The organism is Streptomyces sp. NPDC020884, assembly GCF_044333935.1.
Classification (GTDB): domain Bacteria; phylum Actinomycetota; class Actinomycetes; order Streptomycetales; family Streptomycetaceae; genus Streptomyces.
On sequence record NZ_JBIRRY010000003.1, the window covers coordinates 434,243 to 461,084 of the forward strand.

Here is a 26,842-nt window from a genome sequence, read left to right on the forward strand (position 1 = left end):
GCCATGAACGATTCCCTGCTGCTTCCCGTCGTCGACGAGGACGGCGCGCCCTTCTGGGAGTACGCGGCGCGCGGCGAACTGCGGGTCCAGGCCTGCGCCTCCCCCGCCTGCGGCGAACTGCGCTTCCCGCCCCGGCCCTGCTGCGCGCACTGCGGTTCGTTCGCGAGCGAGTGGCGGGAGATGAGCGGGCGCGGCCGGCTCTGGTCGTATGTCGTCCCGCATCCGCCGCTGCTCCCCGCCTACGCCGAACAGGCCCCGTACAACGCGGTGCTGGTGGAGCTGGCGGACGCCCCGCAGATCCGGCTGGCCGGGAACGTCGTCGCCGCCCCGGACGCCCCGCTGAACTCGGTGGACCCGGCGCGGCTGCGGATCGGGGCTCCGGTGCGGGCCGCGTTCTGCCCCGTGGGACCTGACGGTTTCACGCTCGTCCGCTGGCTCCTGGAGCGGTGAGCGATGGCCCTGCGCACCGAGCGGGACCAGCGGACCGGGGTCGCGCTGGTCACCCTGGACCGGCCGGCGAAGCTCAACGCGATCGACCTGGAGACGGCCGGTGAACTCGCCGCGCTGTGGCGCGCGTTGCGGTTCGACGACTCGGTGCGGGCGGTCGTCCTGACCGGGGCCGGGACGCGCGCCTTCTGTACCGGGATCGACCGGGGGGCCGAGGTCCCCCAGCCCTCCTCCCCGTACGCCCTCGACGACCCGCTCCTGCGGATCGGCCCCAAGGCGAACGACCTGTGGAAGCCGGTGGTCGCGGCGGTGGAGGGGATGGCCTGCGGCGGGGCGTTCTATCTGCTGGGCGAGGCGGAGTTCGTGGTCGCGTCCCGCGAGGCGACCTTCTTCGACCCGCACACGACGTACGGGATGGTCTCGGCGTACGAGGCGATCGCCATGGCCCAGCGGATGCCGTTCGGGGAGGTCGCCCGGATGTCCCTGATGGGCACGGCGGAACGGCTGAGCGCCGGGCGGGCGTACGGGATCGGCCTGGTCAGCGAGGTGACGGAGCCGGGCGGCGCGGTGGCGGCGGCGCTGCGGTCGGCGACGGTGATCGCCCGCTACCCGACGGAGGCGGTGCAGGGCACCGTCCGGGCGGTGTGGTCCGCGAAGGAGGCGGCCAGGACCCAGGCGATGTCCCAGGCCCCGGCGCTGATCGCGCTGGGCAATCTGCCGCCGGAGCGGCAGGCGGAGCTGTTCGAGGGGCGGGGCGGGGGCGGGGAGCCCCGGGTGCGGTGAGCGCCCGGGGCTCCGCCCGTCCGCCCGGTGCGGCAGGGGCCGCCCGGCTCAGAGTGCCTCGACGGTCACTTCGCAGCTCTTGACCTTGGACACCTTGCGGGGGCTCTCCATCCGCAGGGTGAAGGTGCGGACCTCGCCGCCGTCGAGGTTCACGGTGGTCTCGGCGGTGTCCATGGTGTTGCCGAAGCCGTCGACGAACCGCACGTCGATCTCGTACGCCTGCGAGCCCGGCTCGTTCGCCCGCAGCTCGATCAGCGACGAGGTGACCGCCTTGCGCTTGCCCTTGCGGGGCTGGGCGCAGCGGACGATCCGGTAGGCGGGGGCGTCGGACGCGGTGGGCGTCGGGGTCCCGTAGGAACCGGACGAGCCGGAGGACGAGGAGTCGTCGTAGTCGTCGTCGAAGTCGTTGTCCCGGTACCCGTTGTTGCTCTTCTTCGAGCTGGAGCAGCCGCCGCCCGAGCTGCTGCTCTTGCCGCTCCTGCTCTTGCCGCCCTTGCCACCGCTACTGGACGTCGAGAATCCGGTGAGCGCGAGCACCACCACGACGAGGACCGCCGCGAGCTTCATCTGTCGCCGCATCATGGATGCAGCCCCCCTTGAGTTTCGTTGCCGTGTGTCGTGCCGATGGCGTGCGTTGTGACCCTCAGCATGCCCTGCGCGACTCCATGTTCAGGTCATGACCCTGTCACGGTCCGGTCATGGTCTGCGTGGCGGGGGTGATCGTCCCGGCGTAGCGTCGGTGACGGGGCCCGTTCGCGTACGTACGCCCCTGGAGGCCTGACGATGATCCGCAACATCCTCGGCTCCGTCGTCGCCCTGGCCGGTGCGGCCTCCGCCGTGCTGAGCCCGTTCCGCGACTGGTACGACGGGCGGGTCGGGCACGACTACCGGGTGCGGGACCTCTTCGAGGGGATCACCGCTACGGAGTCGGGGGTGCTGGTCTCGATCCTGCTGCCTTTCCTGGCCGCGGCGGTGCTGGTGATCGCGGGCGTGGTGCTCCGCTCGCGGCTCGTGGTCGCCCTCGCGGGCCTGCTGGTGCTGGGCTTCACGATCCTGTGGATGGTCCGCCAGGGGCAGGCGGCGGGCTCGCTCGTGGTCTCCGGGGACGGGTCCGGGCTCCAGATGGGGGTGGCGAACGCGCTGGCGGGCGGGGTGCTGATGCTGATCGGGGCGCTGTTGATGAGCGGGCGTGGCCGGCGGAGCCGGCGGGAGCGGGAGCCGGTGGAGCCGTATGCCGCGCCGGCGGCGGATCAGGTGGACACGTGGCCGCCGACGCAGGAGCCGGGGATGTCCGTGCAGACGTCGCCGTGGCCGGAGCCGGAGGTGGAGCCGTACACGGGGCCGGATCCGCGTGACCCCCGTACGCGGTCTTATCCGCAGGCGGCGCACCCGGAGGACGATCCCCGGGATCCGGTGCATCCGCCGCACCGGGCGCCGCCGCCGCATTGACGGTCACGTCGTCGAGGGTTCCGTCCTCAAGCGCCGGACGGGCTGGAAAAATCAAGCCCGTCCGGCGATTGAGGACATCTTTCAGCCCGTCCGGCGTTTGAGGACATCCTTCAGGCGGGCGGCGGGGACGGGGCTAGGTCCTCGCTCTGTTGCCCGTGCCCGTGCCCTTCAGGGCGTCCAGTGCGTAGACGCAGCGGTCCTTGCTGCAGGCGTAGACCACACCCGCCTGGGCCACCGGCGAGCCGGTGATCTCGCCGCCCGTGGCCAGCTTCCAGCGGAGCTGGCCGCCCGCCGCGTCCAGGGTGTAGAGGACGTGGTCGGCCGAGCCGAAGTGGACGCGGCCGTCCGCCACCACCGGGGAGCCCACCACGTCGCCGCCCGCCGCGAAGCGCCACTTCGGGGTGCCGGTGACCGCGTCCAGGGTGTACAGCGCGCTGCCGCTGCCGACGTGCACGTTGCCCACCGCGACCAGCACCGGTTCGATGGAGGACCGGGCCTCCGTGGCGATCCGCCAGCGGTCCTTGCCGGTCGTCGCGTCCAGCGCGTACACCGTGCCGAGGTAGTCCGCGAGGTACACCCCGCCGCCGGTCACCGCCGGGCCCGGCGCGAACGCGGGCGGCGAGAGGAAGACCGCGGGCGACTCGAAGTGCCAGCGCACCCGGCCGGAGCCGGTCTCCACCGCCAGCACCCGGGTGCCCGCAGCGATGTAGACGTAGCCGTCGGGGGCCGGGGTGACCCGGACCGGGACGCCGCCGCAGGAGGCCGCGTCGCCGATGGGGTACGACCAGCGCTCGATGCCCGTACGGGCGTCCAGCGCGCGGAGCCGGGCGTCCTGCCAGACGTACACCGTCCCGTCGTGGACGACCGGGCCGGCCTCCGCCGTCTCGAAGTCGCTCTGCGCGCCGGTGATCTCCCACAGCTTCTCGCCGTTGGACGCCTCCCAGCCCTGGACGCCGCCGCCCCGGGTCGCGGTCAGGACCGTGCCCCGGTCGGCCTTGAGGGAGTAGACCCAGGCGTCGGTGCCCAGCCGCCACTGCTCGGCGCCGGTCGTGGCGTCCAGCGCATAGAGCGAGGGGCCGTCCGAGGCATGGATCCTGCCGCCCTCGACGGTCATCGCCCAGGCCACGTCCCGGGTCTTGAACTGGCGCCGCCCGTTGCCCACGTCCAGCGCGTGGACCTCGAAGGACGTCACGTACAGCAGGTCGCCGGAGACCACCGGCGTGCCCCACACGTCGTTGGACATCCGAAAGCGCCAGGGCCGCCAGCGGTCCGGCGCGGGGGCCGCGCCGTCCGGGGCGGCGGCCGGGGCCGGGACGGGCGGAGCCGTGGCCGCCGGCGAACCGTTCACTCCGGCCGGCGGGCGGACCCAGCCGGTCGCGGCGGCCGGGTGCGCGGCGGCGGCCCCGCGCCCCTCCCCCGCACGCGGGCCGGGGCCGATCGGCACCTTGGCGCCGGGCAGATGGACGGGCCCGCTGTCGGGAGCGGCGGACGGGCCCGCCGCGGGGGCCTGGACGGACCCGCCGGACATCGGCGAGGGCGAGGCGAGCGGGGAGGGCGAGCGCAGGTCGGCCCCGCTGCGCCAGGCGGTGTCCCGCTCCGGGGACCTGGGCGGCTGCGGGGGCGGCGGCGGGGGCACCGCGGCGGGCGGGGCGGTGCGCCCGCCGCCCCTGCGCCGCTCGATCATCGCGGTGGCCCGGGACGGCAGCCAGGCCGAGGCCGTGCCGCTGTCGTCGCTGCCGGAGGCGAAGAGGTGCGGGGCGAGCTGTGCCTGGAGGTCGGCGGGGCTCGGGCGCTGCGTGGCGTCCATCTGCATACAGGACTCGATCAGCGGCCGCAGGTCGTCGGGGAGCCCCTCGGTGTCGGGGCCCTCGCGCAGCAGCATGAACACCGTCTCGACCGGGTTGGCCCCGTGGAAGGGTGCGTGCCCGGTGGCGGCGAAGACGAGCGTGGAGCCCAGCGAGAAGATGTCGCTGGCCCCGGTGACGCTGCGGGAGTCGCGGGCCTGCTCGGGCGACATGTACGCGGGTGTGCCGACGGCGACGTTCGTCATGGTCAGCCGGGTGTTGGAGACGCCGGACGCGATGCCGAAGTCGATCACCCGGGGGCCGTCCTCGACGACGAGCACGTTGGACGGCTTCATGTCGCGGTGGACCAGGCCCGCGCCGTGGATCGACTGGAGGGCCTCGGCGATGCCGGCGGCCAGCCAGCGCACCGCCTGGGTCGGCATGGGGCCGCACTCGTTCACTATCTCCTCGAGCGAGGGTGCGGGCACATAGGCGGTGGCGAGCCAGGGCACGGCCGCCCGCGGGTCGGCGTCGACCACGGCCGCGGTGTAGAACCCGCTGACCGCGCGGGCCGCCTCGACCTCGCGGGTGAAGCGGACCCGGAAGAGCTGGTCCTCGGCGAGTTCGGTCCGCACCGTCTTGATCGCCACCCGCCGGCCGGACGCCGAGCGGGCGAGATAGACCAGCCCCATGCCGCCGGCCCCGAGCCGTCCCAGCACCTCGAACGGGCCGATCCGCCTCGGGTCGTGCTGCGTCAGCTGCTCCACCACTTGCCTGCCACCTCCCCGTACGGACCTCGGCGACGAAGTCCGCGAATTACCGCCCGGTCGAATCCCGCCCTGCGCAGCGCGCCCTGTGCAGGGTCTCACCACTGGGCATCACCTGGCGGTACGCACCCCGATTCTTCCTGGCTCGGGCCCCGGTTGCGAACCCGGGGGCGGATCGGGGTGTCCCATGTCACTTCCGCCCGTATCCCCCCACACCGGTCCACCGGCGCGGTTACGGGAGCAGCTCGCTGGGCTGGAGCACGGCGAAGGCGGCCCCCTGGTCGTCGTGCAGGACGGCCATCCGGCCGGAGGGGATGTCGAAGGGCGGCTGGGCGACCCGGCCGCCGAGCTGTACGGCGAGTTCGGCGGCGGCGTCGCAGTCGGCGACGGCGAAGTAGATGAGGAAGTAGCTCGGCATCTCGGCCGGGAACGCGTCCGTGATGACGCTGCGGCCGCCGACGGCGGTGTCCGGACCCGGTTCGGCGCCCTCGGGGGACCACATCCGGAAGTCGACCAGCGCCTCGGCGTCGCCGGAGATGTCGTGGCCCGCCTCGTCCAGGTCGGCGCCGCGGAAGCCGAAGACCTTCTCGTAGAAGGGGTCCACCCGCTCCGGCTGCCGGGTGTAGACCTCGGTCCAGCAGAAGGAGCCGGGGTCGTTCTGCTTCTCGAAGCCCGCGCGCTCCTCCGGCTGCCAGAGACCGAAGACCGCGCCCCCGGGGTCGGCCGCCTGGGCCACGATTCCGGCGCGTCCCGCCCGCACCGGGTCGGTGATGATCTGGCCGCCGTGCTCGCGGATCGCGGCGACGGTGGCCCGGATGTCGTCGGTGGCGAAGTAGACGCCCCAGGCGGTGGGCATCCGGCCGTCCTTCTTGGCGGCGAGCGCGGCGACCAGCCGGCCGCCGCTGAGCGCGTCCGCGAAGGGCATGCCGTCGCCCGCTCGGAAGGTCCAGCCGAAGAGCCCGCCGTAGAAGCGCTTGCCCGCTTCGAGGTCGGAGAGCTGCACGTCCGCCCAGCACGGCGCGGAATGCGCGAATGCGGCCATGGGACCGAGTCCTCTCGTAGCAGTGACGCCCGTCACAGTCAACGTAACGTCGCCCCCGGCCCCGCGCGCCCCCGGACGCACCTAAAGAGAACCTTTGCCCGATTGGCGAAGGGTGCGCCCACCATGTGGACGAAAGTTGTCCACCGAAGTTGTCCACAGGCTGTTGATAACATTTACTCCGGGCGGCGCCCTCGCTCCGTCACCCTCGCGCACCGCGGCCGAAAACCGCCGCTCCCACGCCCCCGCGCACCCCGCCGGTCCTGCGGCGTTCCCCATTTGCAGTCGGCCGAATCGCGCTCCCATCGCCCCTCGGTAAGCTGACGGCATGACAGGACAAGTACGCACCGTCGACGGCCGCGTGGCCGGTCGACGCGGTCAGGCGACGCGGCAGAAGCTGCTCGACTGCCTCAGCGAGATGCTCAGCTCCTCGCCGTACCGGGACGTCAAAGTCATCGACGTCGCCCGGAAGGCCGGGACTTCACCCGCGACTTTCTACCAGTACTTCCCCGATGTGGAGGGCGCCGTCCTCGAGATCGCCGAGGAAGTCGCCAAGGAGGGCGCCGGACTGACCGAACTGGTCGCCGGGCGCTCCTGGGTCGGCAAGGCCGGCTGGGCGACCTCCGAGCAACTCGTCGACGGATTCCTCGACTTCTGGCGGCACAACGACGCGATCCTCCGGGTGATCGACCTCGGCGCGGCCGAGGGGGACAAGCGGTTCTACAAGATCCGCATGAAGATCCTGAACTCGGTCACCAACTCCCTCACGGATTCCGTGAAGGAGCTCCAGAGCAAGGGCAAGATCGACAAGGACGTCAGTCCGGCGGCGATGGCGGGCTCCCTGGTCGCGATGCTGGCCGCGGTCGCCTCGCACCAGAAGGGCTTCACCACCTGGGGCGTGAAGCAGGCCGAACTGCGTCCCAACCTCGCCCTGTTGGTCCATCTCGGCATCACCGGCAAGAAGCCGACGAAGTAGGCGGGGGCGCAGGAGGCCCACCGGCCCCGGACGCCCCTCGCCGCCGGGCGGGCACCCGCTCGCCCGGACGCCCCACGTCCTGTCTCACCGACGGCGGACCACCCACGCACCCCTGCGGGTGGTCCGCCGTCGGCGTTCCCGGAGGAGGGGGCCGGCCGCTACCGCCGCTCCAGCCGGAACAGCCGGATCTGCCGCTCCACCCGCCGCTGGTACGCCGCGTACGGCGGCCAGAACACGAGCGCGGCCTCCCACACCCGGGCCCGGTCCTCGCCCTCCAGCAGCATCGCGCGCACCGGGATGTCCCGGCCGCGCCAGTTGACGACGGCCTCGTCCGGGCGGGCCAGCAGATTCGCGGTCCAGGCCGGATGCCCCGTACGGCCGAAGTTGCTGCCGACCAGGATCCAGCCGCTCTCCGCCTCGCCCTCCGGCATGCAGGCCAGCGGGGTGGTCCTCGGCCGGCCCGTGCGCGCGCCGGGCACCGTGAGGACGAGCCCCGGCAGCATCCGGGCGCTGAGCAGCACCCTGCCCCGGGTGAGTCGGTGCACCGCCCGGTCCAGGACGGGGACCACGTGCGGGGCGATCCGCCCGAAGGCACGGGTCGAGGAGACCTTCTGGACCAGGCGCGCGCCGCGGGTCATCGGACGCCCGCCCCGGGCGCGGCGAGGGACATCCGGTCGGGCCCGAAGAGTCCGGCCCGCCGCGCCGCGTGGTCGCGCAGCCGGTGGACCGGGCCGAAGAGCAGTTCGTCGCCCGCCGCCCGCTTGAGGTAGCGGTGCGCCTCGTGCTCCCAGGTGAAGCCGATGCCGCCGTGCAGCTGGACGGCCTCGCCGGTGGTGACCCGGGCCGCTTCCAGGGCCTGGGCGAGCGCGAGGGGCCCGGCCTCCGGGTCCCGGGCCGCGTGGTAGGCGGCGGAGCGGGCCGCCTCGACCCGTACGTACAGGTCGGCGAGGCGGTGCTTGACGGCCTGGAACGAGCCGACGGCCCTGCCGAACTGTTCGCGCGCCTTCACGTACTCCACGGTGCGCTCCAGGGCGCTCGCCGCCGTCCCGACCGCCTCGGCGGCGAGGATCGCGGCGGCCGTGCGCCCGGCGGCGGCGAGCGCGTCGGCCGCTTCGGCGGTGTCGTCCGCGCCGAGGAGACCGGCCGGGGTGTCGCGCAGTTCGAGGCGGGCGAGCGGGCGGGTCTCGTCGACCGAGGTGAGCCGGGTGCGCGCCAGCCCCGCCGCGCCGGAGTCCACCAGGAACAGGAGCGTACGGCTGCGCGGATAGCCCCCGGCGTGGGCGGCGACCAGGAGCAGCCCCGCGCTGTGGCCGTCCAGCACCCGGCCGGCCTCCCCGTAGAGCCGCCAGCCGCCTCCCTCCCCCGGCCCGCGGGCCTGGATGCCGCCCGCCCGTCCGCCGCCCGCCCAGGCCCCGTCGCGGTTGTCGCCGGTGAGGCCGAGGGCGGCGGCGAGCGAGCCGCCGGGGACGGCGAGGGCGGCGGTGAGGGCCCCCTGCGCGATCCGGGGCAGCAGGGCGGCGCGCTGGTCCGGGGTGCCGAGGGCGGCGATCAGGGGCGCGGCAAGGGCGGCGGTGGCGAGCAGCGGTGAAGGCAGCAGCGCGCGCCCGGTCTCCTCGCAGGCGAGGGCCAGCTCGGTGGCCGTGCAGCCGGCCCCGCCGTACTCCTCCGCGAGCGCGAGGCCCGGCAGCCCGAGGTCCCGGGCGAGCCGGCGCCACAGGGCGGGGTCGTAGCCCTCGGCGGTGCCCACGGCGGCGGGGATCGCGGCGGGTCCGCCGTGCCGGGCGAGCAGTTCGCGCAGGGTGCGGCGGATCTCGTGCTGTTCCGCGGTGAAGGCGGCGTCCATCTGCGGGCTCCCTCCTCAGGGGCCGGCGATCCGACTCCTGATCTGACGCGCCGTCATATTAGGTGCGGGGTGCGGGAATTCCCAGGGTCCCGCACACTTCCGGGCGGAAGGAAGGCCCTGCGCACGCACGGTTGCGGCGGGCCATATCTGATGTACCGTCAGATTCATGTCTCCCGCCCCGGCCACCGCTGCCCCGGCTTCTCCCGCCCCGGCCTCCTCCGGCCGTCCGCGCAGGGTCGCCGTCGTCGGCGTATCGCTCGCGAACTGCGGTCGCGTCGACGACGCGACGCCGTACGCCCTGCACGCCCAGGCCGCCCGCCGCGCACTCGCCGACTCCGGCCTCGACCGCTCGGTCGTCGACGGCTTCGCCTCCGCGGGGCTCGGGACCCTCGCCCCGGTGGAGGTCGCCGAGTACCTGGGGATGCGGCCCACCTGGGTCGACTCCACGGCGGTGGGCGGCGCCACCTGGGAGGTGATGGCCGCCCACGCGGCGGACGCCATCGCCGCGGGCCGCGCCCGTGCCGTCCTCCTGGTCTACGGGTCGACGGCACGGGCCGACATCAAGGCGGGCCGCCGCACGTCGAACCTGTCCTTCGGGGCGCGGGGGCCGGCGCAGTTCGAGGTGGCGTACGGGCACTCGCTGATCGCCAAGTACGCGATGGCCGCCCGCCGGCACATGCACGAGTACGGCACGACCCTGGAGCAGCTCGCCGAGGTGGCGGTGACGGCGCGGGCGAACGCGGCGGCGAACCCGGAGGCGATGTTCCGGGAGCCGATCACGGTGGACGACGTGCTGTCGGGCCCGATGATCGCGGACCCCTTCACCAAGCTGCACTGCTGCATTCGCAGCGACGGAGGGTGCGCGGTGCTGCTGGCCGCCGAGGACTACGTCCCCGACACCGCGAAGGCCCCCGTCTGGATCCTGGGGACCGGGGAGCACGTCTCGCACTCCACGATGTCCGAGTGGGAGGACTTCACGGTCTCCCCCGCCGCCGTCTCGGGCCGGCTGGCCTTCGAACGGGCCGGGGTGCGGCCCGCCGACATCGACCTGGCCGAGATCTACGACGCCTTCACGTACATGACGCTGGTGACGCTGGAGGACCTGGGCTTCTGCGCGAAGGGCGAGGGCGGCCCGTTCGTCGAGCAGGGCCGCACCGGGCTGCGCGGCGCGCTCCCGGTGAACACGGACGGCGGCGGCCTGTCCGCCTGCCACCCCGGGATGCGCGGTCTGTTCCTGCTGGTGGAGGCGGTAAGGCAACTGCGCGGCGAGGCCGGCGAACGCCAGGTGCGCCGGTCGGGGGGCGGGCTGCCGGAGCTGGCGGTGGCCTCCGGGACGGGCGGCTGGTTCTGCTCGTCGGGGACGGTGGTGCTGGGGCGGGAGTGAGGGGACGCCGTCCCCTGGCGCTACGGCGAAAGGAGGCAGGCCATGCGATCCAATAGCCACCATGAACGCACCCACGCCACCCCCCACCCCCGGCTTCCGCGACCTCCTGCACGCCCAGCGCGTCTGGGACACCGAGCTGCCCTCCTTCGACCCGGCGTCGGCCCCGTCCGCCCCGGTCGCCCTCTTCCACGCCTGGTTCGCCGAGGCCGTGGCCGCCGGGCAGGTCGAGCCGCACACGATGTCGCTGGCCACGGCCGACGCCGAGGGCCTGCCCGACGTACGGACGCTGATGCTCCACGACGCGGACGAACGGGGCTTCCACTTCGCCTCGCACGCCACCAGCGCCAAGGGCCACCAGCTCGCCGCCCGCCCGCACGCCGCGCTCGGCTTCTACTGGCCCGCGCAGGGTCGGCAGGTGCGGGTCCGGGGCCGGGTCGTCCGCTGCACCCCCGCCGAGAGCCACGCCGACCTGCACGCCCGGTCCACCGGGGCGCTCGCCGCCGCGCTGACCGGAGCGCAGAGCGAGGTCGTCGGCTCCGTGGCCGAGCTGCACCGGGCGGCGGACGCGGCCTGGGAGCGGGCGGGGGCGGCACCGGACACCGAGGCTCCGACCTGGACCCGGTACGTGGTCGAGCCGGCCGGGGTCGAGTTCTTCCAGGGCGACGCCCGCCGACGCCACATCCGGCTGCGCTACCGGCGCACAGGGGACGGCGACTGGACACGCGAGCTGCTCTGGCCCTGACCGGTGCAGACTGCACCTTTATCCCGTTCTCACCGGAAAGGGGCACTATGGGAGACAGCTGAGCCGTTGGGAGGCACCGATGCCACGAGCCCGCTCGCGTTACGCCCCCGACCGGGGTCTGACCGGTCGCATGGTCACCACCATGTTCCTGATCGGCCTGCTCTACGTCGTCTTCGTGGGGGTGCTCCTCGCGGCCCTGCGGGGCTCCTGGCCGATCATCCTGATCATCACGGGCGGTCTGTTCATCGCCCAGTTCTGGTTCAGCGACCGCATCGCCGCGTACGGCATGGGCGCCCGCGAGGTCACCCCCGAACAGGCCCCCGAGCTGCACGGCACCATCGACCGCATCTGCGCACTGGCCGACATGCCCAAGCCCAAGGTGGCCATCGCCGAGAGCGACGTACCGAACGCGTTCGCCACCGGCCGCAGCGAGAAGACGGCCCTGGTCTGCGCGACGACGGGCCTGCTGCGCCGACTGGAGCCTGAGGAGCTGGAGGGCGTCCTCGCCCACGAGATGTCGCACGTCGCGCACCGGGACGTCGCCGTCATGACGATCGCCTCGTTCCTCGGGGTGCTGGCGGGCATCATCACCCGGATCGCCCTGTGGGGCGGCTTCGCCCGCAGCAGGCCGGGCAACGACCCGGCGGGCATCCTGCTCCTGCTGATCCCACTGATCAGCGCCGTCGTGTACGCGATCAGCTTCCTGCTGACCCGGCTGCTCTCCCGCTACCGCGAGCTGTCCGCCGACCGCGCCGCCGCGCTGCTCACCGGCCGGCCCTCCGCGCTCGCCTCCGCCCTGACGAAGGTCAGCGGACAGATGGCCCGCATCCCGACCGAGGACCTGCGGAAGGCGGAGCCGTACAACGCCTTCTACTTCATGCCGGCGTTCTCCGCGAAGGAGAGCCTGGGCCGGCTGTTCTCCTCGCACCCGACGCTGGAACAGCGCCTGGACCAGCTGTCCCGCATCTCCACCGACCTGTCCCGTTAACCGCCTGAGGAGTTACGTCAGTGGGCCTGTTCGACGCGATCCTCGGCCGCAGCAAACCGGTCCGCCCCGACCTGGACCAGCTCTTCGCCGTGCCCTCCGCCGCCCTCACCCTCCAGGCCGCCGCCGGCTTCACGCCGACCGGCCTGGGGTCGGTCTGCTTCGCGGGCGTGGAGGGCGGCGGCTTCGCCCGGCTCCAGGAGGACGTCCGCGAGCTGCTGGACGCGGACACCGATCGCGGCGGCATCCCGGTGGAGTTCAGCCGGGACGCGTACGGCTACACCTGGCTGCTGGCCAGCCACCCGGCCGACGACACGGCGGGCCTGGTCAACGACCTGCACGCGGTGAACACCCTGCTCCAGGACGGCGGCTTCGGCCCGCACCTGCTCTGCTCCCTGATCGGCTTCCGGGACGCGGAGGGGCGGACCCTGGCCCTGGTCTACCTGTACAAACGCGGCACGTTCTATCCGTTCGCCCCGCTGCCCGGCGACGCCGAGAAGCGGGACAACCAGCTGGAGCTCCAGGTCAGAGGCGTCCTGGGGGACGACCTCCGGGTGGAGAAGGACCTGTCCCGGTGGTTCCCGGTGTGGGGGGCGCCGGGGATGTGACCGGCCACGATCCACTCCTCCCGGCCGGGCCCCGGGCCCGTCAGCCGCAGGGCCGGAAGACCGCTACGGCCTCGCCGCCGCCGTCCTCCCCCCGATCCCGGAACGTGACCGTCAGCCCCATGCCGATCCGGAGGCCGGTGTGCGCGCACCCCACGATCTCCGTCATCATCCGGGGCCCCTCGGCGAGGTCGACGACGGCGGCGACGTACGGAACGCGGGAGCCGAAGGGCGGCAGGTCGTTGCGGTGGACGACGGACCAGGTGTAGAGGCTCGCCTCCCCGCTCGCACGCTCCCACCCGACGTCCTCGCTCCAGCAGTACGGGCAGAACTCCCGCGGGTAGTGATGCGCCCGGCCGCACCCGGCGCAGCGCCGCAGGAGCAGGTGTCCCTCCGCCGCCGCGTCCCAGTACGGACGGGTGAAGGCGTCCGGCTCCGGGAGGTCGAAGCGCGCCGGGGGCGTCCCCGGGCTCACAGGAACAGCCCGAACGCCGCGTCCAGCGACCACGTCTGCCAGGCCATCGCGAACAGGGCCACCAGGGAGATCAGCGCCATCATCGCGTTCTGCCCCTGCTCGGCCCAGTCGTGGATCATCAGGACCAGGTAGAGCAGGTTGAGCAGCAGCCCGGCGACGAGAGCGATCGGGGTCAGGAATCCGGTCACCAGGCCGAGGCCCAGGGCCAGTTCCGCGTAGACGACGACGTACGCCATCAGCTTCGGGCGCGGTTCGACGACCCGCGCGAAGCCCGTGCGCACCACGCCCCACCGGTGCTTGCCCGCGACGTCGGCCGCCCAGGCGATGCCCGTGCCGCGCTCGAACCAGCCCTTCTTGTCCTTGTGCCGCCAGCTCTCCAGCCACCACAGGCCGAGGCCTGTGCGCAGGACGGCGAGCCATTCCGCACCGCTGAGCCAGAACGTCTGCATCGGGCCTCCGGTCACTCGTTTCTGACGGTACGTCAGTTCACCGGAAGGGGGCCGCACCGCGCAAGAGGCGCGCACGCCCGGCGCCTCTCCTCAGCGCCGCCGCCCGCGCCCCAGCAGCCAGGCCAGATAGACGCCGCCGAGCGCCCCGGTGACCACGCCCACCGGGAGCGGGCCGGCCGTCGGCAGAGCGACCGCGACCAGGTCGGATGCGGAGAGCAGCAGGGCCCCCATCGCGGCGGAGGGCAGCAGCCCCGTCCCCGCGCCACGGCCGAGGCGGCGGGCCAGTTGGGGGGCGCACAGGGCGACGAACACGATCGGGCCGGCCGCCGAGACCGCCACCGCGCTCAGCCCGACCGCGATCAGCAGGACGAGCGCCCGGGTCCGGCCCGCCTCCACGCCCAGGCCCCCCGCCGCCTCGTCGCCCATCTCCAGGAGGTCCAGGCGGCGTACGACGGGGAGCGCGGCCAGCAGCAGGGCGGCGAGGGCGAGTGCGGCGGGGAGGACCTGGTGGCGTTCGGCGCTGCCGAGGCTGCCGATCAGCCAGAGCTGGGCCGACTGGGCGTGGTCCAGGGCGGCCCGGGTGAGCAGGTACGCGTTGACCGAGGCCAGCAGCGAGCCGACCGCGATCCCGGCGAGGATCAGCCGGTTGCCCCGGAACGAGCCGCGTCGGGCGAGCAGCTGGACGACGACCGCCGTGGCCAGCCCACCGCCCGCCGCCCCGGCCGCCACGTACGCCGGGTCGCCGTGCAGCAGCACGAGCAACGCCCCGGTCGCCGCACCGGAGTTGAAGCCGACGATGTCGGGGCTGCCGAGCGGGTTGCGGGAGAGCTGCTGGAACAGCGCCCCGGCCGCACCGAGCGCCGCGCCGACGACGAGGCCGAGGGCCACCCGGGGCAGCCGCAGTTCCAGGACGACGAACGCGGCCTGCCCGGAGCCGCCGCCGAACAGGGCGCTCAGCACCTCGGCGGGCGGTACGAGACCGTCCCGGGTGAGCGCGAGCGCGCCGCTGCCCGCCGCGAGGAGGGCCAGCAGGAGCGTGACGGCGAGAGGTCGGGGACGCAGGCGCAGGGAGAGGCGGCCGGGGGTGAGGCGCAGGGTGCGGTGACCGGAGCCCCGCCCCCGTACGCCCACGGGCCGGGTCGACGGCGGCCCCTCGCCCGCCGCACGGGTACGGGTCGCGGCGCTCATGCCGTCGCCACCGCTTCCCGGGAGGCGCTGCGGCGGTCGCGCCGCGTTCGGCCGATCAGCCAGATCAGTACGGGCGCGCCCACGAAGGCCGTCACGATGCCCACCTGGATCTCGGCGGGGCGGGCGACGACCCGGCCCACGAGGTCCGCGACGAGCAGCAGGCCCGCGCCGACGACGACCGCGTACGGCATCAGGCGGCGGTGGTCGGGGCCGGTGAGCAGGCGGGCACCGTGCGGGGCCACCAGGCCGACGAAGCCGACCGGGCCGACGGCGGCGGTGGCCGCGCCGCTCAGCAGCACCGTGGCGAGCGTCCCGAGCAGCCGCACCCGCCCCGGCGCGACGCCCAACGCCCGGCCCGCCTCGTCGCCGAGGGCGAAGGCGTCGAGGGCGGGCGCGACGGCGAGGGCGAGCACCGCGCCGACGAGGAGAAACGGCAGAACGGCCCACAGTACGGGGAGTTCGCGTCCGGCGAGGGTGCCGACGGACCAGACGCGCAGGGTGCCGTACGCGTCGGCGTCCAGCACCCCGAGCCCGCTGACCACCGCCCCGAGCACGGCGGTGACGGCCACTCCGGCGAGCACGAGCCCTTCGGGAGTGCCCCGCCCCGCCCCTCGGCCGCCGAGCAGATACACGACCACCACCGCGAGGGCCGCGCCGAGCAGCGCCCACCAGACGACGGCGTGGAGGGATCGCGTCCCGAGCAACACGGTCGCGGCGACCACGGCACAGGCGGCCCCGGTGTTGACGCCGAGGATGCCGGGGTCGGCCAGCGGATTGCGCGTCAGCCCCTGCATCACCGCCCCGGCGAGGCCGAGCGCCGCCCCGGCGGCAATGGCGAGGAGGGTGCGCGGCACCCGGACCTCCCGGACGATCGAGGCGTGCGGGGCGTCCGGGTCGAGCAGCGCGGCGAGCACGTCGGCCGGCGGCACAGGCTGCGCGCCGACGACGAGACCGCCGGCCACTGCGAGGGCCAGCAGGACCAGCCCCGCCGCAAGCCCGGCGACCTGGCGCACGCAGCCACCGGCCCTCGGCTGTGTACGGCTCAGGGCACGCTTCGGCTTCGCAGGCACCACCGTCAGCCGAAGGCCTTCTCGATCTTGTCGATCAGGTTGCCCGCGCTGTAGTAGTCCAGCCGGAAGGTGTCCAGGCCGAGGTCGTACACCCGCCGGTCCTCCACGGCGGGCAGGTCCTTCCAGACCGGGCGCGCGGTGGCGGCGGTGATCTCCTCGGGGGTGTGGCTGACGAAGAGCAGCGAGCTGTCCTTCGCGGTGTCGGCGACCTTCTCCTGGCTGAACTCCGCGAAGTCCGAACGGCCGCCCTGCGTCTGCCCCTGACCGGCGGGCGGCTCCAGCACCGTGAAGCCGAGCGAGGTGAGCAGCCGGCCCTGGGCGGACTCGGGGGTGAAGACGGTCAGCGCGGACTGGTTGTCGCGGACGAGGGCGGCGGACTGCTTCGGCACGGTGATGGCGGCCTTGACCTCGCCGACCCGCTTCTCGTGGGCGGCGACGACCTCGCCCGCCCGCTTCTCCCGGCCGAGGTCCTCGCCGAGGCGGACGGTCAGGTCCTGCCAGGAGACGTCGTCGTGGCGGTAGAGGAGGGTCGGGGCGACGGCGGAGAGCTTGTCGTAGAACTTCTCGGCGTTCTCCGCGCCGGAGGACGCGCCCACGATGAGGTCCGGCTTCAGCGCGAGGACCTTCTCCACATCGGGCTCGAAGCCCTGGTAGGCGACCTTGACGCCGCTCTCGGCGGCGGCCCCGGACCACTGGGTGAAGAAGCCCTGCCGGTCGGTGATGACCGAGGGCGGGGTGGCCTGGGAGGCGATGACCGGGGCGTCGAGGGCCAGCAGGTGACCGGTCATGGTGACGCTCACCGAGACGATCCGCTGCGGCTGGACGGGCACCTTCCCGGCGGTCCCGGCGTCGTGCTTCACGGTCCTGGTGGCAGCCGCCCCGTCACCGCCCCGGGCGTCCGCGCCGTCCGCGCCGCCCCCGCACGCGGTGAGCGCGAGGAGTCCGGCGGCGAGCACGGCCACGCCCCCGAACCGGGCCCGGAGCCTTCCGGATCCCCCACGACCGGTCGCCGTCCGCGCCGCCTGTCTGCCGTTCATGTACGTCCCACCCCTTCGGCCCCCGGGTGGGCGCGCGGCACGGTGCCGCGCGACAGACCCCCGATGGCCATCCCGCTCAACAAAGCAAGGTTAGCCTTACCTTATTCACAGCGAGCGGCGCGAAGGGGGATCTATCACCGCATCACACCCCCCGTGATCAATTCGCAATCGTTTTCCCTCTTGACCGAGACCCATCAACAGAGCGGGCGATTACGCTCCGAACCATGCCCAACAGCCCATCCCCCGCAGGCAGTCGTGCCGCCGCCCCCACCGACCGTACGGACGACCGTCCCGTCTACGTCATCGGCGGCGGCCCCGGAGGCCTCGCCGCCGCTGCCGCGCTGCGCACCCGGGGCGTACGGGCGGTGGTCCTGGAGAAGTCGGACCGGGTCGGCGCGTCCTGGCGCGGCCACTACGACCGGCTGCACCTGCACACCACCCGCCGCTGGTCCGCGCTGCCGGGGCTGAAGATGCCGCGCAGGTTCGGGCGCTGGGTGGGCCGGGACGATGTGGTGCGGTACCTGGAGAAGTACACCGAGCACCACGAGCTGGAAGTGGTGACGGGCGTCGAGGTGACGCGGGTCGACCCGGCCCCCGACGGCTCCGGCGACTGGCAGCTCACCGCGACGGGCGGCCGGGTCCTGCGGGGCCGCGCGGTCGTCGTCGCCACGGGCTTCAACCACACCCCGCGCATCCCGCACTGGCCGGGGAGCGACACGTTCACCGGCGAGCTGCTGCACGCGGCGGGGTACCGCAACCCGGCCCCGTACGCGGACCGGGACGTCTTGGTCGTCGGCATCGGCAACACGGGCGCGGAGATCGCGGTGGACCTGGCGGAGGGCGGGGCCTCCCGGGTACGGATCGCGGTGCGCACCGCCCCGCACATCGTGCGCCGCTCGACGGCGGGCGTGCCCGCGCAGGCGGCGGGCATCCTGATCCGCCGCCTGCCGGTGTGGCTCGTCGACCGGGCGAGCGGCCTGCTGAGCCGGGTCGCCGCCCCCGACCTCGGCGACCGGGGCCTGCCCCGCCCCACGACGGGTCTGTACTCCCGTATGAAGGAGGGCGCGACCCCGGTCCAGGACGTCGGCCTGATCGACGCGGTGAAGGCCGGCCGGGTCACCCCGGTGGCGACGGTCGCCTCCTTCGACAAGGAGACGGTGGTCCTGACCGACGGCACCCGCCTCACCCCCGACGCCGTCATCACAGCCACCGGCTACGACCGCGCCCTGGAGCCGCTGCTCGGCCACCTCGACGTCCTGGACGGGCAGGGCCGCCCGGTCACCCACGGCGGCCGCTCGCCGAAGCAGGCCCCGGGGCTCTACTTCACCGGATTCACCAACCCGATCAGCGGGATGCTCCGCGAACTGGCCCTGGACGCCGGGAAGATCGCCAAGAGGGTGGCGTCGGGCTGAGGACCCCGCCCGCCCTCCGCGACGCGCCCGCGGTGCCGGTGTACCTGGCCCGGCATGCGGCACTGCGCTCCTTCATCCAGTCGGCGCGGAACGTGGTTGCGGAGGGCGTCGAGTGGCCCGGGGCCGGGGGCTCGCGGTAGAGCGCGGCTCGGAACCTTCGCGTCAGCCCTCGAAGGGCTTCCAGCGCCTGGAACCAAGCCAGTAGCGTGTTGTGGTGCCGCGGCATCACAGGCCCTACCGAGCCTTCGACGCGGTGCAGGCGCTGAAGCGGGCCAGGAGGAGGGGAGTACACGCTGTGGCGCGGACGTCGCACGGAAAGAGCCAGACGTGGAAGTGGGCAGTTCCCGGTCTCCTGCTCGCTCTTGTGATCCAGTCGACGGGAATTCTCCTCCTGGGGTTCGGGATCAAGCAGCTCGGTGACGCCGGGCCGTACCTTTGCGATCCCGCGGTGCAGGAGTGTGTCGTCCTGATAGGCGGCGGCACCCCCGAGGAGGTTGCTGAGCGGCAGACGAGCGATGCCGCCGGTGCGGCATGGCTGCTCATCCTGTCCGGTGCGGCTGTCAGTCTCCTGTTGCCGGTTTCTGCCGTCGTGGGAACCGTCCTTGCGCGCCGCGAGCGACGGGAAGGACTTGAGCGTCGAGCCCGGCTGGAACGGATCCGTCGCGCCCGGTAGCCCTGTCGGCGGACAAGCCGAGCGCGGAGGCGTCGCGCGTCGATCGCCCGGCTGCCACGCGACGTCCGGGCGGCCGAAGCGAGAACACCGGGGACTGCCGCATTCACCCGACCCGGTCTCCAGGCCGGGCCGGCCTGGTGACGGCCGTCCCGCGCTCCGATGTCACATCCGCACGGGCTCGATCCGTCCGGTATGTGAGTCACTGATGACAACAGAGGAGCACCTCATGAACGCCCGTCTCAACGTCTTCACCAGCCCCGCCACGGGCAAGCTCGTCAAGCACCTGATCTCGGCGGGCAAGGTCGTCGAGGACTCGGCGCTTCCCCCGGTGACGCAGGAGCTGGTGAAGATCCGCGCGAGCCAGATCAACGGCTGTGGCGGCTGCCTGGACATGCACACGAAGGAGGCCGCCGCGGCCGGGGAGACCCCGCTGCGCCTCAACCTGCTCGCCGCCTGGCGGGAGGCCACCTGCTTCACCGACGCCGAGCGCGCCGCGCTGGAACTGACGGAACAGGGCACCCGCATCGCCGACGCGGCGGGCGGGGTCCCGGACGACGTCTGGGCGAACGCCGCCCAGTACTACGACGAGGAGCAGCTCATCGCCCTGGTCTCCCTGATCGCCATGATCAACGCCTTCAACCGGCTGAACGTCATCCTCCAGCACCCGGCCGGCGCCTACCGCGCAGGTCAGCTCGAGCACGTCTGAGGGTCCGCCGACCGCGGTGCGGCGGGCGGCGCCCGGCTCATGGGCGTCCGTCCGCCGTGCACAGGCGATCGTCCGGGTCGGCCGCGGTGCTGCCTACAGTGGCGTCATGGACGTGTTCGACGAGCTGTTGCGGGGCGTGCGGGGCAAGGGCGCGGTGTTCGGCCGTTCGGTGCTGTGTGCGCCGTGGTCACTGCGGTTCACGGACGGGGCGTATCTGACTCTGTGTCTGCCGTTGCGCGGTGCGGGGTGGATCGTGCCGGAAGGGGGCGAGCCGCTGCGGGTGGAGGTCGGCGAGGCCGCGATCGTCCGGGGCCCGGCCCCGTTCGTCTTCACCGACGACCCGGCGGACGGTACGGGGGCGGGGCGGGCCGACGGCGACGTGCGGGAGGCGCGCTGGGGCCTGGGGTCCGGGCCGGACTCCGGACCCGTATTCGACTGCTCCACCGTGCTGTTGGCCGCCACCTATGACGTGCAGGCGCAGGTGCCCCAGCGGCTCCTGCGGGCGCTCCCGGCCGCCCTCGTGGTGCCCGACGAGCAGGACTGCGCGCCGCTGCGCGACTACCTGGAGACGCAGATCGGCCGCGGGCGGCCGGGCGACCAGATCGTGCTCGACCGCCTGCTGGACTGGATGCTGGTGTGCACGCTGCGGGACTGGTTCGACCGGCCCGAGGCGGATCCGCCGGGGTGGTACGGCGCGCTCGGCGACGAGGTGGCCGGGCCGGCCCTGCGGGCGATGCACGGGGATCCGGCGCACCCCTGGACGACGGCGGAGCTGGCGAGCCGGGCGGGGGTGTCCCGGACGACGCTGGCGAAGCGGTTCACCGAGCTCGTCGGGGAGGGGCCGGTGGCCTACCTGACCGAGTGGCGGATGACCCTCGCGGCCGACCTGCTGACCCGCCCGGAGCTGACCGTGGCGGCCGTGGCCCGGCGGGTCGGCTACGCGGACGCGTTCGGCTTCAGTGCGGCGTTCAAGCGGCTGCGCGGCGCGAGCCCGAGCGCGTTCCGGCGGGAGGCGTCGGCCGTGGAGGCGGTGGAGGCGGCCGCCCCGGCGGGGTGAGGCTCGGGCCGAGCGCCGGGGCGGCCGCACACCACGGAACTCGGGCCCGTGCCAGGGCGGCCGCACCCCGAGGCTCGGGCCGAGCGCCGGGGCGGCCCGAGCCTCACCCCACCGCCCGGCGGGCGCTCAGCCCCAGACGCCCCGCGCCGCCGCGTCCCGGACGAAGTCGGCGAAGTCGCGCGGCTCCCGGCCCAGCGCCCGGCGTACCCCGTCCAGGACGGGCGCCTCCCGGCTCGTGGTGATCGGCTCCAGGGCGTCGGTCCAGAGGCCGGCCTCCCAGTCCGAGAAGCCCTGGGCGGCGAGCCCGGCCCGGAAGGCGGACGCCTCGACGGGGACGTACGCGGCGCGCTTCCCGGTCTCCTTCGCGATCGCGTCCAGGACGTCGGCGATACCGAGCGCGCGCGGGCCCGAGAGGCCGTACTCCTCGCCCGCGTGACCGTCCTCGGTGAGCGCGGCGACGGCCACCGCCGCGATGTCGTCGGCGTCGATGAACGCGGCCTTCCCGTCCCCCGTGGGCAGGGCCAGTTCCCCGGCGCGTACGCCGTCGAGGAAGACGCCCTCGCTGAAGTTCTGGGAGAACCAGCCGGGCCGCAGGATCGTCCAGGTCACGCCGGAGGCGCGGACGGCCCGCTCGCCCTCGCCGTGCGGTCCGCCGTCCTCGTAGGCGGGGCCGAAGTAGCCGGGCACATCCGTGCCCCGGGCCGAGAGCAGCACCAGCCGCCGCACCCCGCTCGCCACGGCCTGTTCGACGAAGGCGGGCGTCGGGGAGGGCGAGGCGTCGAGCGGGGTGATGTGGACGGCGGCGACGCCGTCCAGGGCGGCCTGCCAGGTAGTGGGGTCCGTCCAGTCGAACGGGGTGTCCCCGGACCGCGAGGCCGCCCGGGTCTCCACCCCCAGCTCGCGGAGGCGGGCCACCACCCGGCGGCCGGTCTTGCCGGTGCCGCCGGTCACGAGTACGGGGCCCTGGGCGGAGGTCGTCGCGGAGGTCGTGTCTGTCTGAGTCATGGCACCAGCCTCACGCGGCGGGGCGGCCTGCGCCCATGGCTCAGCCTCCGGGAGGGATGTCCGAGCGTCCGCCGCCGGACCTGGGGCCGCATACGACGGTGGCCCGGATCCTCGAGGATCCGGGCCACCGTCGTACACATCAGTAGCGGGGACAGGATTTGAACCTGCGACCTCTGGGTTATGAGCCCAGCGAGCTACCGAGCTGCTCCACCCCGCGTCGGTAGACCCCACACTACGCCACGGAATGCCCCGCCGTGACCACGAGGGGCTCCGCCCGCACGGCCGCCCGGTGCTCACCCGAGCCTTTGCCTGCACACCCATTCCTGACGCAGCGTCAGTTCAGTAACCTGACAGGGTGTCAGCTAACCGGCCGGCCCCGCCCGTTCACCGGCGGGCCATCGAGCAGGAGTGGGCGGAACGATGCTTGGATCGACTCACGGCACCCTCACCACCGACTTCCGTGCCCGGGTGGTGGCCTGCGGCGAGGAACCGCACGCCGCCGTCGTCAGCCTGCCGACGGCCTCGGCCCGGGGCGGCCTCGACGTCAGCGGGCGACCGCTGCACCTGACCGTGCCCGACCTGGACCGCTTCTTCCGGCCCCGATCGGTGGCCGTCGTCGGCGCATCGGACACCGAGGGCCGCCCCAACACCGGCATCACCCGGCAGCTCATCGCCTGGGCCGACCGGGTCGGGGCCAAGCTGCACCCGGTGCATCCCACCCGCCGCGCCGTGTTCGGCCGGGACTGCTTCCCCACGGTCGCCGGGGTACCCGAACCGGTCGACCTCGCGGTCCTCCTCGTCGCGGACCCGCTCCCGGTGATCGAGGAGCTGGGCGAGGCCAAGGTGCCGTTCGCCGTCGCCTTCGCCTCGGGGTTCGCCGAGACCGGGGAGGCAGGCGCGGCCGCCCAGGCCCGGCTGGCGGCGGCCGCCGAGCGCTCCGGGCTGCGGCTGCTCGGACCGAACACCAACCTGAACGCCTTCGAGCGGTTCCGGGAGGACCTGGAGGGGCCCGCCATCGCCCTGATCACCCAGTCCGGGCACCAGGGCCGCCCCCTCCACGCCCTCCAGGAGCTGGGCATCCGGCTCTCCCACTGGGCCCCCACCGGCAACGAGGCCGATCTGGAGACCGCCGACTTCCTCGCGTACTTCGCCCAGCTCCCCGAGGTCGGGGCCATCGCCTGTTACGTCGAGGGGCTCAAGGACGGCCGTTCCTTCCTGCTCGCCGCCGACCGGGCCGCCCGCGCCAAGGTTCCCGTCGTCGCCGTGAAGGTGGGCCGCACGGAGGCCGGGGCCCGTACGGCCGCCTCGCACACCGGCAAGCTGACCGGGGCGGACCAGGTGGTGGAGGCCGCGATGCGGCAGTTCGGGGTGATCCGGGTGGACGGCCTGGACGAGCTCCAGGACACCGCCGCCCTGCTGGCCCGCGCCCGGCCGCCGCAGGCCGACGGGGTCGCGGTGTACTCGATCTCCGGCGGCACCGGCGCGCACTTCGCGGACCTGGCGACGGCGGCGGGGCTCTCGCTGCCCACGCTGTCGCCGGAGAAGCAGGAGGAGCTGCACACCTGGATACCCGGGTACCTCGACGTCGCCAACCCCGTCGACAACGGCGGCCACCCGGTCGGCGACTGGCGCGGCCGCAAGATCATCGACGCGATCCTCGCCGACCCGACCGTCGGGGTGCTGATCTGTCCGATCACCGGCCCCTTCCCTCCGATGAGCGACCGCCTCGCCCAGGACCTGGCGGACGCGGCGGAGGCCACCGACAAGCTGGTCTGCGTCATCTGGGGCTCCCCCGTCGGCACCGAGGACGCCTACCGCACCACCTTGCTGGGCTCCTCCCGCCTCGCCACCTTCCGTACCGCCCGCAACTGCGTCACCGCGGTGAAGGCCTACCTGGACCACCACCGCTTCACCGACCGCTACCGCTCCCCCTTCGAGGACGCCCCGCGCACCCCGTCGCCGTCCTTCCGCAAGGCGCAGGGCCTGCTGCGGCCGGGGCAGCAGCTCAGCGAGCACGCGGCGAAGCAGCTGCTGCGCGCGTACGGGATCCGGGTGCCGCGCGAGCAGTTGGTGACCAGCGCTGCGGCGGCGGTCCGGGCGGCGGGCCCGGTCGGCTACCCGGTGGTGATGAAGGCGTCCGGCCCCCGGCTCGCCCACAAGACGGAGCTGGGCCTGGTGAAGGTCGGTCTCACCTCGGCCAGCCAGGTCCGCGACGCCTACCGCGAGCTGACCGACATCGCCCGGTACGAGTCCGTGGACCTGGACGGCATCCTGGTCTGCCAGATGATCGACCGGGGCGTCGAGATGATGGTCGGGGTCACCCACGACGCCCTCTTCGGCCCGACCGTCACGGTGGGACTCGGCGGGGTCCTGGTGGAGGTGCTGCACGACGCGGCGGTCCGGGTGCCCCCGTTCGGCGAGCAGCAGGCCCGGGACATGCTCGGGGAGCTGCGCGGCCGGGCCCTGCTGGAGGGGGTGCGCGGCGGGCCCCCCGTCGATGTGGACGCGCTCGTCGAAGTGGTGCTGCGGGTGCAGCGCATGGCCCTGGAGCTGGGCGACGACCTGACCGAACTGGACATCAACCCACTGGTGGTGCTGGGCCGGGGGCAGGGCGCGGTGGCCCTGGACGCGCTGGCGGTGTGCCGGTGAGCGGGGAGGCGTCGGCGGGCACCGCCCCCCGGGACGGGGCAGCGGCCGCCCCCCGGGACACGACCGTCCTGCACTCCCTCGACGGCGGCGTCTCGTGGATCACCCTCAACCGCCCGGAGGTGATGAACGCCGTCACCCCGGACCAGCGGGAGCGGATCATCGCCCTGCTGGCCGAGGCCTCCGCCGACCCCGCCGTACGCGCCGTCGTGCTCACCGCCACCGGCCGCGGCTTCTGCGCCGGGGCGGATCTGCGCGCCGCCCCGGCCCGGACGCGCGAACGCGTCCCCGGGGATGTCGCCCGGACCATCCGGCTCGGCGCGCAGCGGCTCATCGCCGCCGTGCTGGACTGCGAGAAGCCGGTGATCGCCGCCGTCAACGGAACGGCGGCCGGGATCGGCGCGCATCTGGCGTTCGCCTGTGATCTGGTCCTGGCGGCCGACACGGCGAAGTTCATCGAGGTCTTCGTACGCCGGGGACTCGTCCCGGACGGCGGCGGCGCGTATCTGCTGCCCCGGCTGGTGGGGCCGCAGCGCGCCAAGGAGCTGATGTTCTTCGGGGACGCCCTCACCGCGGCGGACGCCGAGCGGCTGGGCCTGGTCAACCGCACGGTGCCGGGCGGGGAGTTGGAGGCCCTGGCCGGACAGTGGGCCGGCCGGCTCGCCGGGGGGCCCACCCGCGCCCTCGCCCTGACCAAGCAGCTGGTGAACGCCTCCCTGGACAGCGACCGGACCACCGCGTTCGCGGCCGAGGCGGCGGCCCAGGAGATCAACATGACCACGCGCGACGCCGACGAGGGCGTGGCGTCCTTCGTCGAGCGCCGCGCGCCGGAGTACCGGGGCCGTTGAGAAGGGCGTCCCCGGCACTCCGGATCAGCCGGCCACCGGCGGGTTGAAGCGATGGAAGTCGGGTTCCGACCAGCGCAGCGGGGAGGCGGCGGCGATCTCCCGCACGGCGGTGACCTCGAACTCCACGAGGCGCTCCGCCCCCGGGACCCGCGCCACCGCGTCCTCGTCCCAGACCGTGCGGGCGCGGCCGGTCAGGTGGAGGGAGGTCCCGGTGTCCCAGCCGGGCACGAGGAGTCCGGCGGCCGGGTTGAGTTCGAGGTTGCCCAGGGTCAGGAACATGCCGTTGCCCGCGTAGTCGGGCCAGCGCAGCAGCCGGGGCGTGAGCACCTGGACGAAGCCCGGGTTGCCGCCCCGGTGCGAGGCGTCGGCGTCGCCCCGGTCGGAGGCGGTGGCGACGAAGAAGGTGTCGGCGGACCGCAGCGCCTCCTGCTGCGCGGGGCTCAGCGCGTCGCCGTCCGGGACCGTGTGCCGCTGCCCGGTCTCCTCCCCCGGAGCGATCCGGCGGGGCCGGCGGGCCTGGATGTACTTGGGGCAGTTGGCGACGGCCTCGTCGAGGTCGACGCGGAGCCCGTCCCCGTCCCGGACCGCCCGGCCGTTCATCCGCATCCGCCGACGGGTGGCCGGTTCGATGCCGAGCATGCCGATCCGGCCCGGGGCGGCCCCGCCCGTGCCGGCGCCGGTCAGCAGTCCGGCCAGCGGGTCATCGGGCCGGGGCAGCGCCCCGATGACCAGGGTGTCCGGCGCGGGAACGCTCAGGAATCCCGGTTCACCGGTGAGCTGGGTCGCCCAGATCCGCCCCCGCTCGTCCGCGCCGCCCACCACCAGGAAGGGCTGCTGGACGAGGAAGTCCGCCGCGACCCGGGGGATGTCGGAGCGGACGGCCCGCTGCGCGCTCGCCGCCCGCCGGGCGAGACCCGCCCGCTCCTGCACGGCGATCTCTCCTCGGTGATATCCGCTCATGGCCCTGCACCCTGCCCTTCCGCTCTGCCGATGCCTAGAAGAAGCCGCAGGTGGGAGCACCGGCGGTCGGGGCGTCCGCCGGGTCGGCCCCGGTCGGCGCGTAGACCTCCAGGCGGATGCCGTCGGGGTCGGTGAAGAAGATGCCGCCCGAGACCCCGCTCTCGCCGTGCGGCACGACGCCCTCGTGGGCGAACTCCGCGCCCAGCCCGCGCAGGACCGCTTCGGTGGCCCGGACCTCCTCGACGGAGTCCACCTGGAACGAGAGGTGGTGAAGACCGGGGAGGGCCGTCGCGAACGTGCCCTCGCTCTGCTGCCACAGGGTCACCACGAGCCGGGAGTCGCGCCCCAGGAAGGCCCAGCGGCGATCGGCGTCCTTGCCTTCGGACAGCACCTCGAAGTCGAAGACCTCGCGGTAGAAGGCGGTCGAGCGTGCCAGATCGGTGACGTTGAGGCCGACGTGGCCCGTCTGGAGGTTCTTCGCCTTGCCCATGGTCGATCCCGTTCCTTCGGTC

Annotated in this window: 27 protein-coding genes and 1 tRNA gene; 14 read left to right on the forward strand and 14 right to left on the reverse strand. The window is 74.0% G+C overall.

Going from position 1 to position 26,842, the window contains the following annotated elements; translation table 11 throughout:
* The first annotated feature begins 3 nt into the window (after positions 1–3).
* Together ACH4UK_RS12920 and ACH4UK_RS12925 are read left to right on the forward strand one after the other, a co-directional pair.
* Positions 4–450: a Zn-ribbon domain-containing OB-fold protein gene (locus tag ACH4UK_RS12920; RefSeq protein WP_398356066.1), complete on the forward strand. Its 447-nt coding sequence runs from the start codon at positions 4–6 to the stop codon at positions 448–450.
* A gap of 3 nt (positions 451–453) precedes the next feature.
* Complete coding sequence (locus tag ACH4UK_RS12925) at positions 454–1,230, forward strand: enoyl-CoA hydratase/isomerase family protein (protein WP_398356067.1); 777 nt, start codon at positions 454–456, stop codon at positions 1,228–1,230.
* A 48-nt stretch (positions 1,231–1,278) separates the two neighbouring features.
* On the opposite strand, the gene ACH4UK_RS12930 is transcribed toward ACH4UK_RS12925, so the two are convergent.
* Positions 1,279–1,812 carry a hypothetical protein gene (locus ACH4UK_RS12930; RefSeq protein ID WP_398356068.1) on the reverse strand — a complete coding sequence of 178 codons (534 nt, stop codon included), beginning with the start codon at positions 1,810–1,812 and terminating at the stop codon, positions 1,279–1,281.
* 201 nt (positions 1,813–2,013) lie between these two features.
* Between ACH4UK_RS12930 and ACH4UK_RS12935 the strand changes: the two genes are divergently transcribed.
* A complete protein-coding gene (locus ACH4UK_RS12935; protein ID WP_398356069.1) occupies positions 2,014–2,679 on the forward strand; it encodes a hypothetical protein in 666 nt (221 codons plus the stop codon).
* Positions 2,680–2,812: 133 nt separating this feature from the next.
* Here the strand turns inward: ACH4UK_RS12935 and ACH4UK_RS12940 are convergent, their stop codons facing one another.
* Positions 2,813–5,233 (reverse strand): PQQ-binding-like beta-propeller repeat protein, encoded by a 2,421-nt coding sequence (locus tag ACH4UK_RS12940; RefSeq protein ID WP_398356070.1) that lies wholly within the window; start codon positions 5,231–5,233, stop codon positions 2,813–2,815.
* A gap of 229 nt (positions 5,234–5,462) precedes the next feature.
* Complete coding sequence (locus ACH4UK_RS12945) at positions 5,463–6,272, reverse strand: VOC family protein (RefSeq protein WP_398356071.1); 810 nt, start codon at positions 6,270–6,272, stop codon at positions 5,463–5,465.
* Positions 6,273–6,597: 325 nt separating this feature from the next.
* Here ACH4UK_RS12945 and ACH4UK_RS12950 point away from each other — a divergent pair, with 325 nt between their 5' ends.
* Positions 6,598–7,245, forward strand: a complete 648-nt coding sequence (locus ACH4UK_RS12950; RefSeq protein WP_398356072.1) for a TetR family transcriptional regulator — start codon at positions 6,598–6,600, stop codon at positions 7,243–7,245.
* A gap of 158 nt (positions 7,246–7,403) precedes the next feature.
* On the opposite strand, the gene ACH4UK_RS12955 is transcribed toward ACH4UK_RS12950, so the two are convergent.
* Positions 7,404–7,883 (reverse strand): nitroreductase/quinone reductase family protein, encoded by a 480-nt coding sequence (locus tag ACH4UK_RS12955; protein ID WP_398356073.1) that lies wholly within the window; start codon positions 7,881–7,883, stop codon positions 7,404–7,406.
* Positions 7,880–9,088 carry an acyl-CoA dehydrogenase family protein gene (locus ACH4UK_RS12960; RefSeq protein ID WP_398356074.1) on the reverse strand — a complete coding sequence of 403 codons (1,209 nt, stop codon included), beginning with the start codon at positions 9,086–9,088 and terminating at the stop codon, positions 7,880–7,882. The genes ACH4UK_RS12955 and ACH4UK_RS12960 overlap by 4 nt, the downstream gene beginning before the upstream one ends.
* A 166-nt stretch (positions 9,089–9,254) precedes the next feature.
* Here ACH4UK_RS12960 and ACH4UK_RS12965 point away from each other — a divergent pair, with 166 nt between their 5' ends.
* The 4 genes from ACH4UK_RS12965 (at position 9,255) to ACH4UK_RS12980 (ending at position 12,807) form a co-directional block, all read left to right on the forward strand.
* A complete protein-coding gene (locus ACH4UK_RS12965; protein ID WP_398356075.1) occupies positions 9,255–10,472 on the forward strand; it encodes a thiolase C-terminal domain-containing protein in 1,218 nt (405 codons plus the stop codon).
* Positions 10,473–10,533: 61 nt separating this feature from the next.
* A complete protein-coding gene (locus tag ACH4UK_RS12970; protein WP_398356076.1) occupies positions 10,534–11,214 on the forward strand; it encodes a pyridoxal 5'-phosphate synthase in 681 nt (226 codons plus the stop codon).
* A gap of 79 nt (positions 11,215–11,293) precedes the next feature.
* A complete protein-coding gene (gene htpX / locus ACH4UK_RS12975) occupies positions 11,294–12,202 on the forward strand; it encodes a zinc metalloprotease HtpX (protein ID WP_018510731.1) in 909 nt (302 codons plus the stop codon).
* Positions 12,203–12,222: 20 nt separating this feature from the next.
* The gene (locus ACH4UK_RS12980) at positions 12,223–12,807 is read left to right on the forward strand and encodes a hypothetical protein (protein ID WP_398356077.1); all 585 of its coding nucleotides are present in this window, start codon (positions 12,223–12,225) and stop codon (positions 12,805–12,807) included.
* A gap of 40 nt (positions 12,808–12,847) precedes the next feature.
* Here ACH4UK_RS12980 and ACH4UK_RS12985 read toward each other — a convergent pair whose 3' ends face one another.
* The 5 genes from ACH4UK_RS12985 to fepB all read right to left on the reverse strand — a co-directional run bounded on the left by ACH4UK_RS12985 (position 12,848) and on the right by fepB (position 17,023).
* On the reverse strand, positions 12,848–13,312 hold the full coding sequence (locus tag ACH4UK_RS12985) for a Zn-ribbon domain-containing OB-fold protein (RefSeq protein ID WP_398356078.1): 465 nt from the start codon (positions 13,310–13,312) through the stop codon (positions 12,848–12,850).
* Positions 13,276–13,728, reverse strand: a complete 453-nt coding sequence (locus ACH4UK_RS12990) for a DoxX family protein (RefSeq protein WP_398356079.1) — start codon at positions 13,726–13,728, stop codon at positions 13,276–13,278. Before ACH4UK_RS12990 ends, ACH4UK_RS12985 begins: the two co-directional genes overlap by 37 nt.
* A 90-nt stretch (positions 13,729–13,818) precedes the next feature.
* Complete coding sequence (locus ACH4UK_RS12995; RefSeq protein ID WP_398356080.1) at positions 13,819–14,916, reverse strand: FecCD family ABC transporter permease; 1,098 nt, start codon at positions 14,914–14,916, stop codon at positions 13,819–13,821.
* A complete protein-coding gene (locus ACH4UK_RS13000) occupies positions 14,913–15,929 on the reverse strand; it encodes a FecCD family ABC transporter permease (protein ID WP_398356081.1) in 1,017 nt (338 codons plus the stop codon). The genes ACH4UK_RS12995 and ACH4UK_RS13000 overlap by 4 nt, the downstream gene beginning before the upstream one ends.
* Before the next feature lie 62 nt (positions 15,930–15,991).
* Entirely contained in the window at positions 15,992–17,023 is a 1,032-nt protein-coding gene (fepB, locus tag ACH4UK_RS13005; protein WP_398356082.1) for a Fe2+-enterobactin ABC transporter substrate-binding protein, read from the reverse strand.
* Between the two features lie 224 nt (positions 17,024–17,247).
* Here fepB and ACH4UK_RS13010 point away from each other — a divergent pair, with 224 nt between their 5' ends.
* The 4 genes from ACH4UK_RS13010 (at position 17,248) to ACH4UK_RS13025 (ending at position 20,871) form a co-directional block, all read left to right on the forward strand.
* Positions 17,248–18,435, forward strand: coding sequence for a flavin-containing monooxygenase (locus ACH4UK_RS13010; RefSeq protein WP_398356083.1), 1,188 nt, complete (start codon positions 17,248–17,250; stop codon positions 18,433–18,435).
* 253 nt (positions 18,436–18,688) lie between these two features.
* Entirely contained in the window at positions 18,689–19,108 is a 420-nt protein-coding gene (locus tag ACH4UK_RS13015) for a hypothetical protein (protein ID WP_398356084.1), read from the forward strand.
* Between the two features lie 226 nt (positions 19,109–19,334).
* Positions 19,335–19,814: a carboxymuconolactone decarboxylase family protein gene (locus ACH4UK_RS13020; protein ID WP_398356085.1), complete on the forward strand. Its 480-nt coding sequence runs from the start codon at positions 19,335–19,337 to the stop codon at positions 19,812–19,814.
* 106 nt (positions 19,815–19,920) lie between these two features.
* The gene (locus ACH4UK_RS13025; protein ID WP_398356086.1) at positions 19,921–20,871 is read left to right on the forward strand and encodes an AraC family transcriptional regulator; all 951 of its coding nucleotides are present in this window, start codon (positions 19,921–19,923) and stop codon (positions 20,869–20,871) included.
* A 126-nt stretch (positions 20,872–20,997) separates the two neighbouring features.
* Here the strand turns inward: ACH4UK_RS13025 and ACH4UK_RS13030 are convergent, their stop codons facing one another.
* Together ACH4UK_RS13030 and ACH4UK_RS13035 are read right to left on the reverse strand one after the other, a co-directional pair.
* Positions 20,998–21,876 carry an NAD(P)H-binding protein gene (locus ACH4UK_RS13030; RefSeq protein WP_398356087.1) on the reverse strand — a complete coding sequence of 293 codons (879 nt, stop codon included), beginning with the start codon at positions 21,874–21,876 and terminating at the stop codon, positions 20,998–21,000.
* Positions 21,877–22,019: 143 nt separating this feature from the next.
* A tRNA-Met gene (locus ACH4UK_RS13035) sits at positions 22,020–22,093 on the reverse strand.
* A 203-nt stretch (positions 22,094–22,296) separates the two neighbouring features.
* Here ACH4UK_RS13035 and ACH4UK_RS13040 point away from each other — a divergent pair.
* Together ACH4UK_RS13040 and ACH4UK_RS13045 are read left to right on the forward strand one after the other, a co-directional pair.
* On the forward strand, positions 22,297–24,525 hold the full coding sequence (locus ACH4UK_RS13040) for an acetate--CoA ligase family protein (RefSeq protein ID WP_398356088.1): 2,229 nt from the start codon (positions 22,297–22,299) through the stop codon (positions 24,523–24,525).
* Positions 24,516–25,370: an enoyl-CoA hydratase/isomerase family protein gene (locus tag ACH4UK_RS13045; RefSeq protein ID WP_398356089.1), complete on the forward strand. Its 855-nt coding sequence runs from the start codon at positions 24,516–24,518 to the stop codon at positions 25,368–25,370. The genes ACH4UK_RS13040 and ACH4UK_RS13045 overlap by 10 nt, the downstream gene beginning before the upstream one ends.
* Positions 25,371–25,394: 24 nt before the next feature.
* On the opposite strand, the gene ACH4UK_RS13050 is transcribed toward ACH4UK_RS13045, so the two are convergent.
* Positions 25,395–26,330 (reverse strand): pyridoxamine 5'-phosphate oxidase family protein, encoded by a 936-nt coding sequence (locus ACH4UK_RS13050; protein WP_398356090.1) that lies wholly within the window; start codon positions 26,328–26,330, stop codon positions 25,395–25,397.
* A 34-nt stretch (positions 26,331–26,364) separates the two neighbouring features.
* Positions 26,365–26,820, reverse strand: a complete 456-nt coding sequence (locus ACH4UK_RS13055; RefSeq protein ID WP_398356091.1) for a VOC family protein — start codon at positions 26,818–26,820, stop codon at positions 26,365–26,367.
* Positions 26,821–26,842: the final 22 nt, after the last annotated feature.

Excerpts from the sequence above, each read along its gene's own strand:
- ACH4UK_RS12920 (WP_398356066.1), top strand. The coding sequence starts at position 4 with ATGAACGATTCCCTGCTGCTTCCCGTCGTCGACGAGGACGGCGCGCCC.
- ACH4UK_RS12925 (WP_398356067.1), top strand. The coding sequence starts at position 454 with ATGGCCCTGCGCACCGAGCGGGACCAGCGGACCGGGGTCGCGCTGGTC.
- ACH4UK_RS12930 (WP_398356068.1), bottom strand. The coding sequence starts at position 1,812 with ATGATGCGGCGACAGATGAAGCTCGCGGCGGTCCTCGTCGTGGTGGTG.
- ACH4UK_RS12935 (WP_398356069.1), top strand. The coding sequence starts at position 2,014 with ATGATCCGCAACATCCTCGGCTCCGTCGTCGCCCTGGCCGGTGCGGCC.
- ACH4UK_RS12945 (WP_398356071.1), bottom strand. The coding sequence starts at position 6,272 with ATGGCCGCATTCGCGCATTCCGCGCCGTGCTGGGCGGACGTGCAGCTC.
- ACH4UK_RS12950 (WP_398356072.1), top strand. The coding sequence starts at position 6,598 with ATGACAGGACAAGTACGCACCGTCGACGGCCGCGTGGCCGGTCGACGC.
- ACH4UK_RS12955 (WP_398356073.1), bottom strand. The coding sequence starts at position 7,883 with ATGACCCGCGGCGCGCGCCTGGTCCAGAAGGTCTCCTCGACCCGTGCC.
- ACH4UK_RS12960 (WP_398356074.1), bottom strand. The coding sequence starts at position 9,088 with ATGGACGCCGCCTTCACCGCGGAACAGCACGAGATCCGCCGCACCCTG.
- ACH4UK_RS12965 (WP_398356075.1), top strand. The coding sequence starts at position 9,255 with ATGTCTCCCGCCCCGGCCACCGCTGCCCCGGCTTCTCCCGCCCCGGCC.
- ACH4UK_RS12970 (WP_398356076.1), top strand. The coding sequence starts at position 10,534 with ATGAACGCACCCACGCCACCCCCCACCCCCGGCTTCCGCGACCTCCTG.
- htpX (WP_018510731.1), top strand. The coding sequence starts at position 11,294 with ATGCCACGAGCCCGCTCGCGTTACGCCCCCGACCGGGGTCTGACCGGT.
- ACH4UK_RS12990 (WP_398356079.1), bottom strand. The coding sequence starts at position 13,728 with ATGCAGACGTTCTGGCTCAGCGGTGCGGAATGGCTCGCCGTCCTGCGC.
- ACH4UK_RS12995 (WP_398356080.1), bottom strand. The coding sequence starts at position 14,916 with ATGAGCGCCGCGACCCGTACCCGTGCGGCGGGCGAGGGGCCGCCGTCG.
- fepB (WP_398356082.1), bottom strand. The coding sequence starts at position 17,023 with ATGAACGGCAGACAGGCGGCGCGGACGGCGACCGGTCGTGGGGGATCC.
- ACH4UK_RS13010 (WP_398356083.1), top strand. The coding sequence starts at position 17,248 with ATGCCCAACAGCCCATCCCCCGCAGGCAGTCGTGCCGCCGCCCCCACC.
- ACH4UK_RS13020 (WP_398356085.1), top strand. The coding sequence starts at position 19,335 with ATGAACGCCCGTCTCAACGTCTTCACCAGCCCCGCCACGGGCAAGCTC.
- ACH4UK_RS13025 (WP_398356086.1), top strand. The coding sequence starts at position 19,921 with ATGGACGTGTTCGACGAGCTGTTGCGGGGCGTGCGGGGCAAGGGCGCG.
- ACH4UK_RS13030 (WP_398356087.1), bottom strand. The coding sequence starts at position 21,876 with ATGACTCAGACAGACACGACCTCCGCGACGACCTCCGCCCAGGGCCCC.
- ACH4UK_RS13040 (WP_398356088.1), top strand. The coding sequence starts at position 22,297 with ATGCTTGGATCGACTCACGGCACCCTCACCACCGACTTCCGTGCCCGG.
- ACH4UK_RS13050 (WP_398356090.1), bottom strand. The coding sequence starts at position 26,330 with ATGAGCGGATATCACCGAGGAGAGATCGCCGTGCAGGAGCGGGCGGGT.
- ACH4UK_RS13055 (WP_398356091.1), bottom strand. The coding sequence starts at position 26,820 with ATGGGCAAGGCGAAGAACCTCCAGACGGGCCACGTCGGCCTCAACGTC.